The sequence below is a fragment of the Brooklawnia cerclae genome (assembly GCF_011758645.1).
GTDB lineage: Bacteria > Actinomycetota > Actinomycetes > Propionibacteriales > Propionibacteriaceae > Brooklawnia > Brooklawnia cerclae.
In genome coordinates this window covers 385,728-402,048 of the sequence record NZ_JAAMOZ010000001.1, presented here as the reverse complement: position 1 = coordinate 402,048, position 16,321 = coordinate 385,728, and the positions used below count along the sequence as shown (strand labels likewise).

Annotated in this window: 13 protein-coding genes and 2 tRNA genes; 9 read left to right on the top strand and 6 right to left on the bottom strand. The window is 64.5% G+C overall.

The genetic code is table 11. From position 1 onward, the window contains the following. Window positions 1-129: 129 nt before the first annotated feature. Window positions 130-792: a LysE/ArgO family amino acid transporter gene (locus FB473_RS01935; RefSeq protein WP_167164328.1), complete on the bottom strand. Its 663-nt coding sequence runs from the start codon at window positions 790-792 to the stop codon at window positions 130-132. Window positions 793-863: 71 nt separating this feature from the next. On the opposite strand from FB473_RS01935, the gene FB473_RS01930 reads away from it, so the two are divergent. The 5 genes from FB473_RS01930 (at window position 864) to FB473_RS01910 (ending at window position 6,164) form a co-directional block, all read left to right on the top strand. After that, the gene (locus FB473_RS01930) at window positions 864-1,763 is read left to right on the top strand and encodes a LysR family transcriptional regulator ArgP (protein WP_208390403.1); all 900 of its coding nucleotides are present in this window, start codon (window positions 864-866) and stop codon (window positions 1,761-1,763) included. Between the two features lie 887 nt (window positions 1,764-2,650). Next, window positions 2,651-3,316, top strand: a complete 666-nt coding sequence (locus tag FB473_RS01925; RefSeq protein WP_167164326.1) for a hypothetical protein — start codon at window positions 2,651-2,653, stop codon at window positions 3,314-3,316. A gap of 73 nt (window positions 3,317-3,389) precedes the next feature. After that, a complete protein-coding gene (locus FB473_RS01920) occupies window positions 3,390-4,445 on the top strand; it encodes a peptidoglycan-binding domain-containing protein (RefSeq protein ID WP_208390402.1) in 1,056 nt (351 codons plus the stop codon). Window position 4,446: 1 nt separating this feature from the next. Continuing rightward, a complete protein-coding gene (locus FB473_RS01915) occupies window positions 4,447-5,082 on the top strand; it encodes an ABC transporter ATP-binding protein (protein WP_167164322.1) in 636 nt (211 codons plus the stop codon). Then, a complete protein-coding gene (locus tag FB473_RS01910; RefSeq protein WP_167164320.1) occupies window positions 5,079-6,164 on the top strand; it encodes an FtsX-like permease family protein in 1,086 nt (361 codons plus the stop codon). Before FB473_RS01915 ends, FB473_RS01910 begins: the two co-directional genes overlap by 4 nt. A 164-nt stretch (window positions 6,165-6,328) precedes the next feature. Here FB473_RS01910 and FB473_RS01905 read toward each other — a convergent pair whose 3' ends face one another. Then, window positions 6,329-7,798 carry a DHA2 family efflux MFS transporter permease subunit gene (locus FB473_RS01905; RefSeq protein ID WP_208390401.1) on the bottom strand — a complete coding sequence of 490 codons (1,470 nt, stop codon included), beginning with the start codon at window positions 7,796-7,798 and terminating at the stop codon, window positions 6,329-6,331. Between the two features lie 52 nt (window positions 7,799-7,850). Here FB473_RS01905 and FB473_RS01900 point away from each other — a divergent pair, with 52 nt between their 5' ends. Then, window positions 7,851-8,585 carry a TetR/AcrR family transcriptional regulator gene (locus tag FB473_RS01900; protein WP_167164318.1) on the top strand — a complete coding sequence of 245 codons (735 nt, stop codon included), beginning with the start codon at window positions 7,851-7,853 and terminating at the stop codon, window positions 8,583-8,585. Between the two features lie 165 nt (window positions 8,586-8,750). Here FB473_RS01900 and FB473_RS01895 read toward each other — a convergent pair. After that, window positions 8,751-8,823: transfer RNA gene (locus FB473_RS01895), tRNA-Lys, on the bottom strand. Window positions 8,824-9,093: 270 nt separating this feature from the next. Between FB473_RS01895 and FB473_RS01890 the strand changes: the two genes are divergently transcribed. Next, a complete protein-coding gene (locus tag FB473_RS01890; RefSeq protein ID WP_167164316.1) occupies window positions 9,094-9,849 on the top strand; it encodes a hypothetical protein in 756 nt (251 codons plus the stop codon). Window positions 9,850-9,868: 19 nt separating this feature from the next. On the opposite strand, the gene FB473_RS01885 is transcribed toward FB473_RS01890, so the two are convergent. Both FB473_RS01885 and manD read right to left on the bottom strand, forming a co-directional pair. Beyond that, window positions 9,869-11,404: an MFS transporter gene (locus FB473_RS01885; protein WP_167164314.1), complete on the bottom strand. Its 1,536-nt coding sequence runs from the start codon at window positions 11,402-11,404 to the stop codon at window positions 9,869-9,871. Window positions 11,405-11,573: 169 nt separating this feature from the next. Further along, window positions 11,574-12,794, bottom strand: a complete 1,221-nt coding sequence (manD, locus tag FB473_RS01880; RefSeq protein ID WP_167164312.1) for a D-mannonate dehydratase ManD — start codon at window positions 12,792-12,794, stop codon at window positions 11,574-11,576. Window positions 12,795-13,351: 557 nt separating this feature from the next. On the opposite strand from manD, the gene FB473_RS01875 reads away from it, so the two are divergent. Further along, on the top strand, window positions 13,352-14,719 hold the full coding sequence (locus FB473_RS01875) for an SH3 domain-containing protein (protein WP_167164310.1): 1,368 nt from the start codon (window positions 13,352-13,354) through the stop codon (window positions 14,717-14,719). 356 nt (window positions 14,720-15,075) lie between these two features. Beyond that, window positions 15,076-15,148: transfer RNA gene (locus FB473_RS01870), tRNA-Glu, on the top strand. Window positions 15,149-15,210: 62 nt separating this feature from the next. Here the strand turns inward: FB473_RS01870 and FB473_RS01865 are convergent. Then, complete coding sequence (locus FB473_RS01865) at window positions 15,211-16,320, bottom strand: tyrosine-type recombinase/integrase (protein WP_167164308.1); 1,110 nt, start codon at window positions 16,318-16,320, stop codon at window positions 15,211-15,213. Window position 16,321: the final 1 nt, after the last annotated feature.

Here is a 16,321-nt window from a genome sequence, read left to right as displayed (position 1 = left end):
TACACGAGGCCGATCCGTTGCCGCAGCCGCGGATACACCTCGCTATAGAGGCGCCGGCGCCGCATTCGCAGCGCCAAAGCGATCCCGAGCACGGCGATCAGATGACCGCCAGGACGACCCACAGCACCGTCACGCCGACGCGGCCAACCTGAGGCCCAACGCGATCATCGAGACGGCGATGCAGGCGTCGAAGACGCGCCAGGCGCGTGGCGAGCGCAACCATCGTCCGGCCAGGCGCGCGCCGAAGGCGAGCGTCAGGAACCAGGTGATGCTCGCGCAGACAGCACCGGTCGCGAACCACCACCGCTGGTCGCCGTGCGTGCTGGCGACGGTTCCGAGCAACAGGACGTCGAGGTACAGGTGCGGATTGAGCCAGGTGAGCGCCAGACACGTGGCGACGACCGATGTCAGGGACCGAGTGCGCACGAGCGTCGCGGTCGGTGCTCCCGATGATGCGGTCGTTGCCATGACTGCGTGGTCCTCCTCCCCGATCGCGAGGGCCTCGCCGGTCGGCTTCCAGGCGCGGCGCACGGCGAGCAGGCCGTAGCCGACGAGGAAGGCGGCACCCACCCATCGCACGGCGACAAGAAGCCACGGCGCGGCGGCGAGTATGGCTCCCGCCCCAGCGACGGCGGTCGTGATGAGCACGACGTCGCTCGCGATGCACACGAGCGCAACCGCACCGACGTGCTCTCGGCGAATGCCCTGGCGCAGGACGAACGCATTCTGCGCGCCGATGGCGACGATGAGCGACAGGCCGAGACCGAGACCGGAGAACAGAGCGGTGAGCATGGGGCGACGCTACGCGTCCGAATATCAACAATCCAGTTCAAGATTCTTCATCTACATTAGCGTTGCTTATCATGAGGATTCCGTTCGAACTCGTGGAGACAGTCGCGGCCGTCATCGACGAGGGCACCTTCGAAGCCGCAGCGGCAAGCCTGCACCTCACACCGTCGGCAGTGAGCCAGCGCATACGCCGTGCCGAGGACCAACTCGGAAGGCTGCTGTTGGTGCGGACCAAACCGGTGCAGCCGACCGAGGCCGGCGCGGCGCTCGTGCGGCTTGCCCGTCAGACCGCGCTACTCGAACACGAGACGCTGCTCGCCCTCGGTGCGGACGCCGGCGTCGGCGGCTCGCCCGCCAGGATCGCCATAGCCGTCAACGCCGACTCGCTCGGCACCTGGTTCCTCGCCCCGCTCGCGCGCGTCTCACGCGAGCACCCCGTCACATTCGAGCTGTACCGCGACGACCAGGACTTCACCGCCGACCTGCTCGCAGACGGCACGGTGATGGCGGCCGTCACATCGCAGGGATCGCCCGTAGCCGGACGCACGGTCACCCCGCTCGGCCTGATGCGGTACGCCGCGGCGGCGACACCGGAGTTCAAGAACCAGTGGTTCCCCGACGGGGTGAGCGCCGAGTCACTCGCGCGGGCACCGGTCGTCGACTACGACCGGCACGACGACCTGCAGTCCCGCTGGCTACGGGCGAAGCATGCCGACCCGCTCGCTCCACCCCGCACCTTCGTGCCCGCCACGAACGACTTCGCGACCGCTGTGCGGCTCGGAATAGGGTGGGGGATGCTGCCGCCCTTCCAGTCGCGCGAGGCGTTCTCCACCGGAGAACTCGTGCCCCTGGGCGGGCCCGCGATCACCGTGCCCCTCTACTGGCAGCGGTGGAACCTACGGTCCCCCCTGTTGGACGCGGTCGCAGCCGAGGTCGTGATCGAGGCGCGCGCGATGCTCGACCCTGTCCGGTGAGGACGCTCAGGCCGGAGGCCTGCCGCCCCTCATGACGAGGCGCCACGGACGGATGTCGACTACGAAGAGCACCACAACCAAGCTCGCGGAGCGCGACGCGAGCCGACTCACATCTTGTTCGAAAAGCAGCCGTCATGCACGAGTGTGTCGCGCGTTCCCCTGTCAGCGTCCGCGAAAGTCGACGCTACTCGGCCGTCCGTGAGTAGCGGCCGCTACAAAGTGAGGCTTCCCTCAAGAGTTTGCTACCAAGAAAACTGGCGCGAAGGATTGACAACCTCAACGGACTCCGGTAGCTTCGCCGGTAGGAGCCAGTTCACCCTCTTCATAATAGCTGGTCGTGGCTAGGCGGCTTACGGTCATCCTTTAGCAAGTCAGTTAAGGCTATTCCTTGTTCACCGTCGAATCGAGGTTTCTGATGTCAAAACTGCGCACACTACTTATCTCCTTGAGCGCTGGCACCGTCATTGCGTCATTAAGCATTGCACCTGCACACGCGGATACAAATGTTCGGTACGCCGAGAACTTCTCCTGCCTCAACAGCAATCAACTGGTCGTCGCAACGTCCGGAGTGACACTCGCGTCCTTCCAAACCATCTCCGCCAAGGATCTCGCGACGAACGGCTACGCGTCCCAGTATTACAGCGGATATGGCGTAAGAACCTGGGTCACGCCGTTCTGGCGAGTCGCATTCCTCAACACCGCAACAGATGGATGGGTCACGGGCACCAGCCAAAGTTGCACGGGAGCGCCAGCGAGAGCCTGAGATATTGACACGCCAAATGCGGCCTGGTGAGGCCAAGCTCCCTCGCCAAGCCGCATCGGCGAATCTCATTCCAACAGTTGTGATCTGGCATCCACTCACCGTCCTCAGAATCGTAGGGCTCTGAATGAATTTTGGTAAGCGCATTAGCTTTGCAGCCGAACTCATCGCAGTGCTGACGCTGACTGCTTGTTCTTCAGCTATGCCTATACCTTCCGAGCCGCTTCCACGCATAAGTGAGTACACCCCGTCCACGCAGGATTGGGAGCTGCTTGAGCAATCAAAGGCTGCGTTTGCAAAAGGCTACGGAATTGTTGATCCTCCGGACTTTGAGGTTATTACATGGATAAATCCGGAAGATGTTCCCAACATCAGAGTGCCCTGCATTCGCGCGCTGGGAACCAGCGTCACGGCCACCGAGGATGGCTACCAAATCACATCCCCCAACGACAGGCAAGCTGAGTTGGATCATCTTGCAGAATATCAGTGCTTTGCACAGTACCCAGTACGACAAGATATCCGACGTCCGCCCGAAGGCGATGAGATCAAGCAGGTTTATGACCATCTCGAGAACAACTTCATTCCGTGCCTAAACGAAGCCGGGTACCCAGGTCTACGACTGCCCTCCTACGGAACGTTCGCGGATTCAATGAAGAGATCTGAACTAGAGGTTGCCCAAGACCTATGGAATCAACTAGTTAGTCTGTATCCGGATGAAGATGAAAACACTCTCTCTTCGGCATATCTCAGTTGCCCGCAACGTCCCGACGGCTTCAGGACCTACCAGAAGTAGAACACGACATCAGGAGGCAATATCATTGGCTGTCGATACCGCTTACGGCATAATCGCCTACTCCTAGGAACTGATGGTGCGGAACAAAGTTGTTGTACGATGGATCGGTGTTCTGACAGCAATCGTTTTGGTCGGTGCTGGCGGTTGGTGGGCGGGCCGGGTCACGCTGGGCGTTACTGATGACGAGGCTTCCGCCAGTCCTTACCAGGTGAATGCGGTGGTCACTGAAGCTAGTGTGGGTCAGGTCGTGAACTACACCGTGTCTGTTCGACAGCAGTTGAAAATGGTTGCCACCAATTTGTTGTCCGGCATTGTGACATCTATTTCCCCTGGGTTCCTCGACCAGGGCGCCGAAGTCTACTCGGTTGCGAATGTGCCTGTGCGAGTTGCGCGTGGCTCGATGCCTTTTTATCGCGACCTGGCAGAGGGCTGCGAGGGCTCTGACGTCGAGCAGGTGCAGCAGTTGCTTGCCGACCTTGGCTATGACCAGCCCGTCACCGGGGATTGGGCAGGAATAACGACCGCAAATGTCAAGGCTTGGCAAAGGGATCAGGAACAGGAACAAACCGGCCGTATCCCGTTGGGAACTCTAGCGGCCGTTCCCCAGCTTCCTGCAACGATCACTCCGGGAGAGGCGATCGCCGTGGGGGCGCAGGCCTCTCCCGGAGTAGCTGGACTGATGGCTTACCTGGGTACGCCAGAGTTTGCATTACAACTTACTGTTGAGCAAGCAAACAATCTCCCGTCGGACGCCACGGTGCAGATCGATTTCGAAGAATATACATGGTCTGCGAAAATAATTGATTCTCGACAGCAAGCTAGCGGCCAAACAGATCTGATCTTGGCTGCACCGGACGGTTCTGTTGTTTGTGGAGTCCAGTGCGATTCGCTACCTGCTGCAGAGTTTACCTCCATGTCTGGCCGCGTGCAGGTAGTGCCACCGATCTCTGGCCCGGCGGTACCGGCAGCCGCTGTACGTACGGATGAAGCAGGTGGTTTTTATGTGCTGCGTCCCGATGGCACGAGAACGACGGTCACAGTACTGGCGTCCGACCGTGGGCTAGCCGTCATTAGTGGCTTGGCGGTGGGAGAGCGGATCGTCGTATTGCAGGCCGAAAGTGGCAAATAACATGATCACTGTTGTCGATCTGCGCTTCAACTACAGGCGTGGTTCCGAGGAGCTATTCGATGGACTGACGCATACCTTCGCCACCAGTTCAGTGACTGCTCTTACCGGCCCATCAGGGTGTGGAAAATCGACATTGCTGTATTTACTCGGATTGATGCTACAGCCTACCAGTGGCACCATCATCGTCAATGACACTCGAGTGGATCAGTTACCCGATGCTCGCCGAGCAGAATTACGTGCCAAGCACTTGGGTTTTGTTTTTCAAGATGCTGTTCTAGACCCGGCCCGAACAATCTTGGACTCAGTGATAGAACCGGCGCTTTACGCTGGAGCACGTCGGCGCGACATCCTTGAACACGCCAAGGAGTTGCTGATGGCGCTGGGCGTGGAGAAACGCGCCGATCATCGTCCTGGGGAAATCTCTGGTGGGCAGGCCCAACGTGTGGCTGTGGCCCGGGCTCTGATCAACACTCCATCTGTCATCCTTGCCGATGAGCCCACCGGCAACCTTGACCGTGACAATACCTCCGTCGTACTCACGACCCTCCGTCGAGCAGCGCACCTCGGTGCGGCAGTAATCATTGCCACCCACGACGATTCCGTCGTACAGCACTGCGACCAGCAGGTAGCGCTGTGAGAGTCACCGAACTGGTTCGGGAAATCTGGGCTTCGGCACGAGCCCAAAGGGTGTCTACCGTTCTCGTTGCCTTGCTTACCGCTGCAATGTGCGTGACCACGCTTTTGACCGTCGGACGAGCAGCAGCCGCCGAACATCAGCTGCAGGCCCGCATGGAAGCGGCCGGGTCACGTGTCATAACGTTCACCGACGCGAAGCAGAAGAGTTTTCTCACTCAAGAGGTCGTCACCCAGATCAGTGGCCTGAATGTCATTGATCGTGCTGTCGGTTTTACTGCCGCCATCGACGTCACCAGCACGGCCACCAATGAGGGCCAACGAGTAGCTTCCTGGCAGGTCGTTGGCAACATCGCCGACGTCGTGACTCTCACCTGGGGCAGATGGCCTCAGCCAGGCGAGGCCATCGCATCAGCCGCTGCAACGAGCGCACTGGCTTTCGACTTTCCTGTTGGGTCAGTCACTACCACAACCGGCATCACTTATCCGATCGTTGGCCAGTACGCCGCACGCGACCCGTTCTCAGACATGGCTACCGGGGTTCTCGTGCAGGCCGACGATAATGTTACTGCCCGTACCGTCCATGTGCTCGCCACCACCCCCTACGCAGTCTCGGCCGCAAAGGCGGGTGTCCTCGCTGTCCTCAATCAGCCCAACGAAGACGTCAAGATCGATTCCCCTACCGACATCGCCAAGCTCCAAGTCGATCTCGCGGGTGACCTCGAAGCCTATGGACGCTCCTTGGTAGTCATCGTGCTGGCAGCGGGAGCCCTGCTTACCGCCATCGTTGTGCTAGCCGATGTACTGCTCCACCGCACCGACCTCGGCCGCCGGCGCGCGCTCGGCGCCCCCCGGTGGGTGATTGTCGCGCTCGTCACCGGACGATCCGCGGCTGCAGGGGCTTTCGGCGCGATTGCCGGCACCATCACCGCTACCATCATTCTCATCTGGACTGGTACTCCCCCAGACCCCGCGTTCGGCGCCGCTATCGCGTTACTGTCTACTTTTACTGCCGCTCTCGCCGCTCTGCCGCCCGCTATTGCGGCCTCACACCACGATCCCGTTCGCGTCCTACGCACGCCGTGACGCTCGGGGAAGAAGGGTGTGAAGGCTATGCAGCGGGATCGAGCCGACCAACTGGCTCTTGTCGTTTGATCAGGCTGCGATGGCCGGCCTCATGCGGGCGAGATCGAACATGCTGAGGCTTCCTTGTCCTGTATGGCGTGCTACCCGTGTGTCCGTCGACGACTTCATCCGAGGGTGGCGGGGTTGACGTCCTCAACGAGTGCTCCCCGCTGTCGGAGGTGCTTGGGGAGCAGTCCGATGAGCAGGAAGGTGATGGCGAAGGCGATGGCGACGATCACGACGACGAGTTCGGCGGCTGTCGTGTAGCCGTGCTGGGTTCCTCCCGCGCGGGCGAAGAAGACGGTGCCGAGCGCGGCGGCTCCGATGGCGGAGGCGAACTGCTGGACGGCGTTGAGGAGCCCGGAGCCGGTGCCGACTTCTTCTGCGGTGGCGTCTCCGAGGATGTAGTCGAACAGGGGGATGAAGACCATACCGGCGCCGAGGCCGCCGACGAGCAGGGCGGGGGCGACCACAAGCGAGTTCAGGTCGTTGCCGCGCGTGGTGATCGTCCGGAGCAGGCCGAGCATGCCGATCACGGCGAGGGCGAGGCCGAGGTGCAGGGTGCGGCGGCCGAGACGTGCGGCGAGGATCGCTCCGGACAGGACTGTCCCGACGGCCGAGCCCAACGCCCAGGGGATGAGGGTGAGGCCCGTGTGCAACGCGGTCCAGCCGAATCCGAGTTGGAGGAGCAGGTTGAAGGCGAGAGTGAACCCGGTCTGGGAGGCGAAGAACGCGGCCGTGACGCCGAGGCCGACGATGAAGCTGCGTTTGCGGAACAGGCTGGGAGTGAGCACGGGGTGGGCGCTGTGGCGTTCCGAGCGGACGAACAGGGCGAACGCGGCGAGCGAGGCGGCGAACATCACGTAGGTCCACCATGGCCAGCCCAGTTCTCGGCCTTGCACGAGTGGGACGATCAGTAGCGCCGAGCCCGCGGTGAGCAGGGCCACGCCGATGACGTCGACGCGCACGCTCGGGTCTTCGGCGGCATGTCGCGGCAAGAAGAGCGCGGCGAGAACGATCGCGGCCACGCCGATGGGGACGTTGATCAGGAAGATGGAGCGCCACTGCGTGTCGAAAGGGTTCGCGGCCAGCAGCCAGCCGGCCAGGATCGGGCCGAGGACCCCGGCGGCACCCATGATCGGGCCGAAGGGCACCAAGGCCTTGCGCAGGTGTTCAGGCGGGAAGGCGATCTTCACCAAGGAGAAGCCCTGCGGGATCATCACCGCCCCCGCCAGCCCCTGGATCGTCCGCAGCACGATCAACGCAGGGACGTTCGGCGCGAGCCCGCAGGCCAGGGAGGCGAGGGTGAAAGCGGTCATACCGACCAGGAACAAGCGCCGTCGGCCGAGGATGTCGCCGAGGCGGCCGGAGGTGACCAGGCCGATCGCGAACGCCGCGGTATAGGCCGAGAGCACCCACTGGAGCGTGGACTCGTCGCCGCCGAGGTCGGCGCGGATGGAGGGGCCGGCGACGTTGGCGATGCTGGAGTCGATGAAGTCCATCACGTCCGCGATCACCACGACGACCAGCACCAGCCAGGCGCGCCGCAACGGCAGCGGTTCGATGGCGGGGGTGGTGTGCAGCGAGTTAGTCACGAACAATGTTCTACATACGATTATTGTTCGCGTCAAGTGCTAATGTGGACGCATGGCAGGAAGGCGCGCCTCTCGCGAGACGATCACACGAGACCAGTGGGCAGCACGAATCGCGGCAGCGGAACGGCCCGATACCGGTGTGCCGCCCCGGACGCCGATCTCGGCGGCCCGGATCGTCGCGGCGGCCCTCGATGTCATCGCGGCCGAAGGTTTCGAGGACCTGACCATGCGTCGCGTCGCGGCGGCCCTCGGTACCGGGCCGGCATCGCTGTACGCCCATGTGCGGAACAAGTCCGAGCTGGGCGACCTGCTGATCGACGAGCTGATGTCCCGCGTCCAGGTTCCGGACGCCGATCCCGGGCAATGGCGCGCGCAGTTCCTGGATGTGTGCAGTCAGGTCCGCGATCAGCTGCTGGCCTACCCAGGAGTCGCCCAGGCTGCTCTCGCAGCCGCGCCGAGCGGCCTGTCCCTGCTACGTGTCGAAGAAGGGCTGCTGTCGATCCTCCTGACCGGAGGCATTCCGCCCCAGCCGGCAGCGTGGGCAAGCGACGCCGCGTTCCTCTACATCACCGGCTACTGCCTCGAGGCCGGCATCACTCGTGCCCACGACTCGGACATCGACGGGCGGATCATCGACCGCGCCGAGGTCCGCAACCGCCTGCGCATGCTGCCTGCGCACTTGTTCCCCAATACTGTCGCCCACGCGGACGAACTCACCGCAGGCGACGGACACGATCGCTTCGAGTTCACCCTCGCCACTCTTCTCGAGGGGCTCGCCGCACGCTGAGACGACCTCGCACCATCAACCCGCGGCCAAACACTCGGCACATATCTCCCTCAACTGCGCTAGGCAGGTCGCCGAGATAACACCCACGACAAAGACGCCGGTGCGGAGGAAGGTCCGAGGACGTACGCGACAAGTCGGGCCCGCACGTAAGGCTCGGACTTCTTGTGCGCCCACAGGGGCTCGAACCCTGGACCCGAGGATTAAAAGTCCCCTGCTCTGCCAACTGAGCTATAGGCGCTCGGGGCCGTCTACCGACCCCATCAGGAGCATGGCCGCGCTGTCGTGCGCTCGCGCAGGCCGCTCACAAAATTTCAGTTGTCACCGCCGACGTGGGCGTCCGGCCTGGTAGGGCTCACGCGCTTTGTCGACGACACACCATAGGGTAGCTGTTTCACCCGCCGACGCGCACAGGCGGCCGCCGCACACCTTGTTCACGGCCGCCGCGAGAATCGGGATTGCGTCGCGTCGGATCGACCGCAGAAGTGCCGGCCGCACCTAGGCTGGTCGTGTGAGTCCCGGTCTCATCGCGGTCGTCATCCTCCTGGCAGGCGTAGCGCTCGTCGTGATCGCCACCCTGGTCGATCGGCGATCCGCGCGCCGAGCTGCCGGCGAGGAATCTCCCCGGACGAACACCGACGCCGCCCCGCACGCGACCTCGTCGCCTCGCACGGCCCCGGCCCAGGCTCCCTATGTGACCGCCCGGCAGTTGCTGGACGACGCCCCGCGCGCCGAAGCCTTCTCACCGGCCCAGGAACGGGAGCTGGCGTCCGAGTTGTCGTCCGCCCGTACCGTGAGTTGCCGGCTCGCCGCGCCCACGCTGGCCACACACACCGGCACCCGGGCCGTGCTCGACAGGCCAAGACTGCTGGCTTGCGAGGACGCTGTGCTGAGCGTACGAGAACTGCTCGTCCTCATGGGACGCGCCGCCGACGAGGCGACTCCCCTGCTGATCGCCGCGCCCGAGATGGACGCCGACACGCTGCAGACCGTGATCGCCAACAAGCTCGCGGGCACCCTGCCGGTCGCGGTCGTCTTCGGCGAGCGGGACGCGATCACCACACTGGCCACCGCCACCGGGACGGCGCCGGTCCCCGCGTCCGACAGGATGGCCGGCGCCGCGTCATGGGACGGACTCGGCCGGTGCGACAGGATCGTGGTGGACGAGAAGCAGACCTGGATCGTGGGCGGCGTCCCCGATCCGGAGCCGCCTCGGCCCGTGCCGGAATGGGATTCCGTGGCACGGGCCGAGTTCGACGACGACTAAGCAGCAGGCTGGTACGGCGTCATCCCCGCTTGGACGAGACGATCGTCGTGGCCTCGTACTCCGCCAGCGCCTCCTCGCAGGTGGGCAGACCCAGCTCGCGACGCTCGCGCGCGGCGAACGGCCCGATGACGCCCTCTCCCTTGCGGGAGTCGGTGAGCACCGTGAGGTCGCGTCCGGCCACCTCCGGCATGATGATCGCGGCCGCGAGGCTGCACGCCGTGAAGACGGCGATCATGACGGCGATCGGCCACCACGACCCGGTGGCCACGACGAGGGCCGCGGCGAGCACGGGCCCGATACCTGTGGCCACGATGGCCGCGAGTTCCTTGGCCAGCGCGATCTGCGTGTAGCGGTTGCGCCCGCCGAAGATCTCGGCCATGGTCAGGTTCTCGAGCGACGCCAAGGCGAGCACGGATGCCTGGTGCATGATGATGTACCCGGCGAACAGCTTGCCCACCTGTGCGGTGGAGACCAGGTAGATCATCGGGAACACCAGCACCAGCGAGATCGAGGTCATGACGATGTACATCGTCTTGCGGCCCACGATGTCGCTAAGCCAACCCACCAGGGGCACCGTCGCGAAGCCCAGCAGCGACGAGACGATGACGACGTTCGTGCCGACGCTGGAGGCCATCATCAGCGTCGCCGTGATGTAGCTGATGAGGTAGGTCTGGATCATGCCGGAGTTGCCGGCCTGGCCGAACCGCAGCAGGAAGCCCTCGAAGAAAGCGCGACCCTTGCGCTCGCGCAGCCCCTTGGCGAGGATGTCCTCGTGCTCGGTCTGCATGTGCTCGGCGAGTTGCTCCTTCGACATGGCCACGCCGTCGACGACGTCCTCGCGGCCCTCGAAGACGGGGCTCTCCTTGAGGCTACGGCGTAGCCACAGGGCGAAGATCATGATGAGCACGCTTGCCAGGAAGGGGATACGCCACGCCCACGCGACGATGTCCTCCTTCGGCAGGGCGGCGACGAGAATGCCCCAGATGGCGGACGCGCCCAGAGTGCCCGAGTTGGTGCCCAGCGCCGTGAGCGACCCGATGAGGCCACGACGGCGGCGCGGCGCGTACTCGGTGAGCATGACCGACGAGCCCGCGATCTCGGCGCCCGCACCGAAGCCCTGCACCAGGCGCAGGACGACGAGAGCCAGCGGCGCGAGGATGCCCACCTGGCCGTACGTCGGCAGCACACCGATGAGCGTCGTGGCCACACCCATGAGCGCGATCGTGTAGAAGAGCACCTTCGTGCGCCCGATGCGGTCGCCGAGGCGGCCGAAGTACCAGGCACCGAGGGGACGGGTCAGATAGCCCACCCCGTAGGTAGCCATCGACGAGATGACGGCCATACCCGCGGACTCATTGGCGAAGAAGACATTCCGGAAGACCAATGCCGCGGCAAGCGAATAAAGCTGAAAATCCATGAATTCCAATGCGGTGCCCAGCCAACCCGACACCGCCGCTTTCGCGAGATCCGACGTGGAACGTTCGATGGTTCTCGACGGAGTCCCATTGGGAGAGCTTCCTTCCGGGAGGCCCTTCCCCTCATGAATCAACGACATAGTTGTTCTGCTCCTCATTCAGCAGGAACGAGTCCAGCACCGTGCTGGATCGCTCGATGTGTGTGCTTCCCCGAATACCTCCACGGCATCGTGTGCCGAGCTCGTCATCGAGAAGGAAGCGGCTTTGCCGTCGTCCGCGAACAAGCGATGCCCGTGGACGACGGGGTCGTCACCAGTCCTGAACCGTGCCGTCGAGGCGTCGGGCGACGGGCAGGTAGGCGGTCGAGTACTCGAACTCCGGGCGGCTCAGAAGCTGCTCGTCGATCGCGACGCCGAGACCGGGCTCCTCGCCCGGCTGGAGCGCGCCGTCGGCGTAGCTCCAGGCATGGGGGAATGCCTCGTGCACGATGTCGGGGTAGCCCATGTATTCCTGGAGGCCGAAGTTGTAGGTGGCGGTGGCCAGGTGAATCGAGGCTGCCAGCGCGATCGGCGAGACGTCGGACGGGCCGTGCGGCGCGCCCTTCACCCCGTGCAGCTCACCGAGCGCGTAGATCTTTCGTACGTGGCTGATGCCGCCGGCATGGACGATCGCGCACCGCACGTAGTCGATGAGGCGATCCTCGATGAGCTTCTGGCAATCCCACACGGTGTTGAAGACCTCGCCGATCGCCAACGGGACGCGGGTGTGCTCGCGGACCACACGCAGCGCGTCCTGGTCCTCGGCCGGCGTGACGTCCTCCAGCCAGTACAGGCCGTAGGGTTCCAGGGCGTGCCCGAGCTGCCCCGCCTCGGTGGGGGTCAGGCGATGATGCGAGTCGTGGAGCAGGCCGATCCCCCATCCCACATGCTCACGCACGGCCTCGACGACACCCGGCAGGTGGTGCACGTAGGCGGCCGAGTCCCAGGTCTCCTGGTCGGGCAGGGCACCGCGTTGGGCAGGCTCGTAGTTGGGATCCTTCGAGATGCCGTACACCTTGTCAAGGCCGGGAACACTCGACTGGACGCGCACGAAGCGGACGCCCTGGGCGATCTCGCGATCGCACGACTCGAGCAGTTGCGGGAGCTCCCACCCGAAGCAGTGACGGTAGACGTCGACGCGGTCACGCACGCGCCCGCCGAGCAACTCGTACACCGGACGGCCGGTCCGCTTGCCGAGCACGTCCCACAGGGCCATGTCCACCGCGCCGATGCAGGCCATGGTGATGGGGCCGCGGCGCCAGTAGACGCCTCGATACAGCTCCTGCCAGGTGTCCTCGATGCGCCCGGGGTCGCGTCCGACGAGCAGTGGGGCGACATGGTCGCGCAGGTAGCTGGCCACAGCCAACTCACGCCCGTTGACCGTGGCGTCACCCAGCCCGACGATGCCGTCAGCCGTGGTGATCTTCAGCGTGACGAAGTTCCTGCCGGGACTCGCCACGATGACATCTACGCGTTCGATCCGATCGTGCATCGATCGCTGCTCCTCCTGATCGGGTGGAGACGCATCGCCCGGCCGGTTGTCGCCCATCGATGCGACGCGTCCGGGCCAATTGGCTCATGCGTGATTCCAGATATGTTTTCCGCGGCGAATGGAAGGCAATTCAAATCCATCCGATGAGTAGAGGCAAAGCCGTGACAAACCGGCCCCGCTGCCTTCGTTTCGTCCTCTGAAACGACCACATCAATGGTAATACCATAGCACTTTCGCAGATGTTGTCCACACGCTCCTGACTTGGGAACACATCCGCCCGGCACGCCCGGGTCGGCCCGGACCCACGATGCAACCCACACCCTGAACCTCAAGTGCCGCTTTAGCCGACTTCGTTCTTTATCTTCCCTAGTCAGTAGCGGATCAGCCGTTTGGGTGATTCTCAATCTGCTAGCACTCACCCCTGACAAGGCTTTACGGTCGGCCCGTCGGCGGGGGCCTCATGGCGTGGTCGACCGGTGGGAAGACCGGTCGATCGGGGAAGACGCTTCGTCGCTCCTGCCGGCGTGACCGCACTCGGGTTGGGGAAGGACCTGAACGTGACACATGTGTCGAAGCATGCCCGCAGAGGCCTGGCCACTTTCGTAGCGGCCAGCGCCATCACCGCCGGCGCCGTCATGGTGCCCCAATCAGCCCTCGCCGACTACGGCACGGTGTCGGCGACCACGGCACTCAACGTGCGCAGCGGCCCCAGTACCTCCACGCGCGTCCTCGGCGTCCTGGCGGCCGGCGAGCAGACGGAGCGGCGCGGCGACCCACAGGGCGAATGGACGCCGGTGCGTTTCCGCGGTCAGGACGCGTGGGTCTACTCCGCCTACACCACCCTCGGCGGGCTCACGTCCGCAGCCGGGGGAACGGCCACGGCCACCGACTACGTCAACGTCCGCACGGGTGCGAGCACGTTGTCGCAGACCTTTGCCGTCCTGCGGATCGGGCAACAGGTCGCAGTCACCGGATCGAGCCAAGGCGGCTGGGTCCCCGTGAACCACAACGGTCGTGACGGGTTCGTCTATGGCGCCTACCTGTCGTTCGACTCGTCCTCATCGACCCCCGCCACCTCCAACGCCTCCACTCCGACCTCATCCGGCACGGCCACCGCGACCACGTACGTCAACGTTCGCACCGGCCCCAGCACCTCCCAGCGGATCCTGGGCGTTCTCGCCACCGGGGCCACAGTGACCCTGCGGGGCTCGTCGGAGAACGGCTGGACGCCGGTCACCTGGAACGGCCAGAGCGCCTGGATCTCCGCGCAGTACCTGAACTTCGGTGGGGGTTCCTCGGGCGCGTCGACCGCCTACACGACGACCGGGGTCAACCTGCGCACCGGGCCCTCCATCGACTACCGCATCATCCGGGTACTCAACACGAACACACAGGTGCAGCTCACCGGCGTGACGCAGGATGGCTTCAGCCAGGTGTCGGACGACGGCCAGCTGCGCTGGATCTCGACGCAATACCTGTCGTCGAGCCCCGTGAGCTCGTCCGGCAGCTCCGGCGGATCGGCACAGGGACCCGCCGCGCCGGCGGCCAACGGCTCCACTTCCTTGAACACGGGCGGGTCGTCCGGCCTCGACCAGTTGCGCGACACCACCAAGCAGGTCGTGTACGCGATCCGGGCGAACTACCCACAGATCACCACGATGTACGGCGTCCGCTCCGACCCCCTGCCCGACCATCCGAGCGGACGCGCCGTCGACCTCATGATGCCGAACGGTGCCAGTGACGTGGCGCTGGGCGACTCGGTCGCCGCATATCTCCAGGCCAACGCCGACTCGCTCAACATCGAATACCTGATCTGGCGCCAGCGCATCTGGATCAACGGCAGCGGCGGCTGGACGTGGATGGCCGATCGCGGCGGCACCACCGCCAACCACTACGACCATGTGCACGTGACCGTCAACTACTGAGCGCAGACAAAGCTGCTCCAACTGCGCACCGATCGCCTATCACTGTCCGTCTCCGGGCTCCGAAAGCTCGTGCAGATCGCGCGCAGCCCGTCACGCATGGCCCCCGAGCGTTCGTCCAGCACGCCTGTCGAGGACAGGCAGATTCTTGCAGATGCTGAGTCGAGCGCGCCGACCGAGGCACCTATCGGCGTGCTGTGCCGCGGCCTGACCTGCCTACAACGCCTGACCACGCTGCGCGATAAGACAGACAGCCTGTGCCCCGAGTGCGCGGCACAGCGGTAGACCCGCATCTCGGGCCCCTAGCCCGTGCGCGTGTTTTGGGGGGTCAACACTTGGTCCAGTACCATAGCTCACGCGTCCCCATCGTCTAGCGGCCTAGGACACCGCCCTTTCAAGGCGGCAGCGCCGGTTCGAATCCGGTTGGGGATACGAGAGAAACCCCCTAGCCAGAGCACAATTGGCTAGGGGGTTTCGTCTTGCCCGGACGGCCACTAGGCCAATTTCAACACATTTCCAACACGCGGCTTCGAGAGTGCCTCGGTGCGCGCCACGTCCATGGCGTCGGCAACCACGTCGAGACGGTCGCCGAAAAGATGCCCGTAGAGGTCGAGTGTCATCGTTGCGCTCTTATGCCCGAGCATCGTCTGCACGACCTTCACGTCCGCGCCTGAGGCGATGGCCAGACTCGCCGCCGAATGGCGGAGCTCGTGCGGCGTGAAGCCCTCCAGCCCCATGGCGGTGGAGGCAGCGGTCAGCGACCGCCGCTGGAACGCCTGCGAGCGCATCGGCGCTCCCCGCTCCCCCGTGAACACCAGATCGTCGGGACCCTTGCCATCAACGAGCCTCGACAGATCGGCGGCGAGGAATCTGGGCATCGGCACTTCGCGGCGCTCGTGGCCCTTCGTCGGGCCGAACGTCATGACCCCCTTCACCGGGGTGACAGACTCGGCGATCACGATGCGCCGGCGGAGGAAATCGAGCCGCTTCACCCGAAGCGCGGCCATCTCGCCCCATCGAAGGCCGGTGTAGGCAAGGAACGTGACGATCAGCCCATCGCCGGGCCCGCACCGCTTCGCCAGCTCGGCTACTTGCTCGTGGCTGAGGAACGGCTTCTCCGTCGACTCGACCCGGGGCAGGCTCACCCCGGAGGCAGGATTCACCGCCAAGCGTCCGTCCTTGACCGCGAAGTCCATCGCTTGCGACAGGACACGGTGGACCTTCCGCACAGACGCGGGAGCGAGATCGAGGCCAGCGAGCCACGTCTGCACATCCGCGTGCCTGACGTCCTTGAGCTTCACCGTCGACCACCTCGGCCGAATCTGGGCGGAAAGGATGCCCTCGTAGCGCTCTCGCGTCTTTGGCCCGATGTTGGTCTTCGCCGCAAGCCACTTGTCGCACCAGTCGGCGACGCTCACTTCCTGCCGGGCGGGATCGACGAACGCCCCGGTCATCTTCGACGACTCGATGCTGGTCACGAATCGATCCGCGTCGCGCCGGAGCTTGAACGTCTTCTGCCGCGAGGCCCTCTCAGGAGTCCGGTAGCGCACGACGTAGACCGTTTTCCCAGTCCGGTCGCTGACTCGCCGTTCGACGGTGGCCATC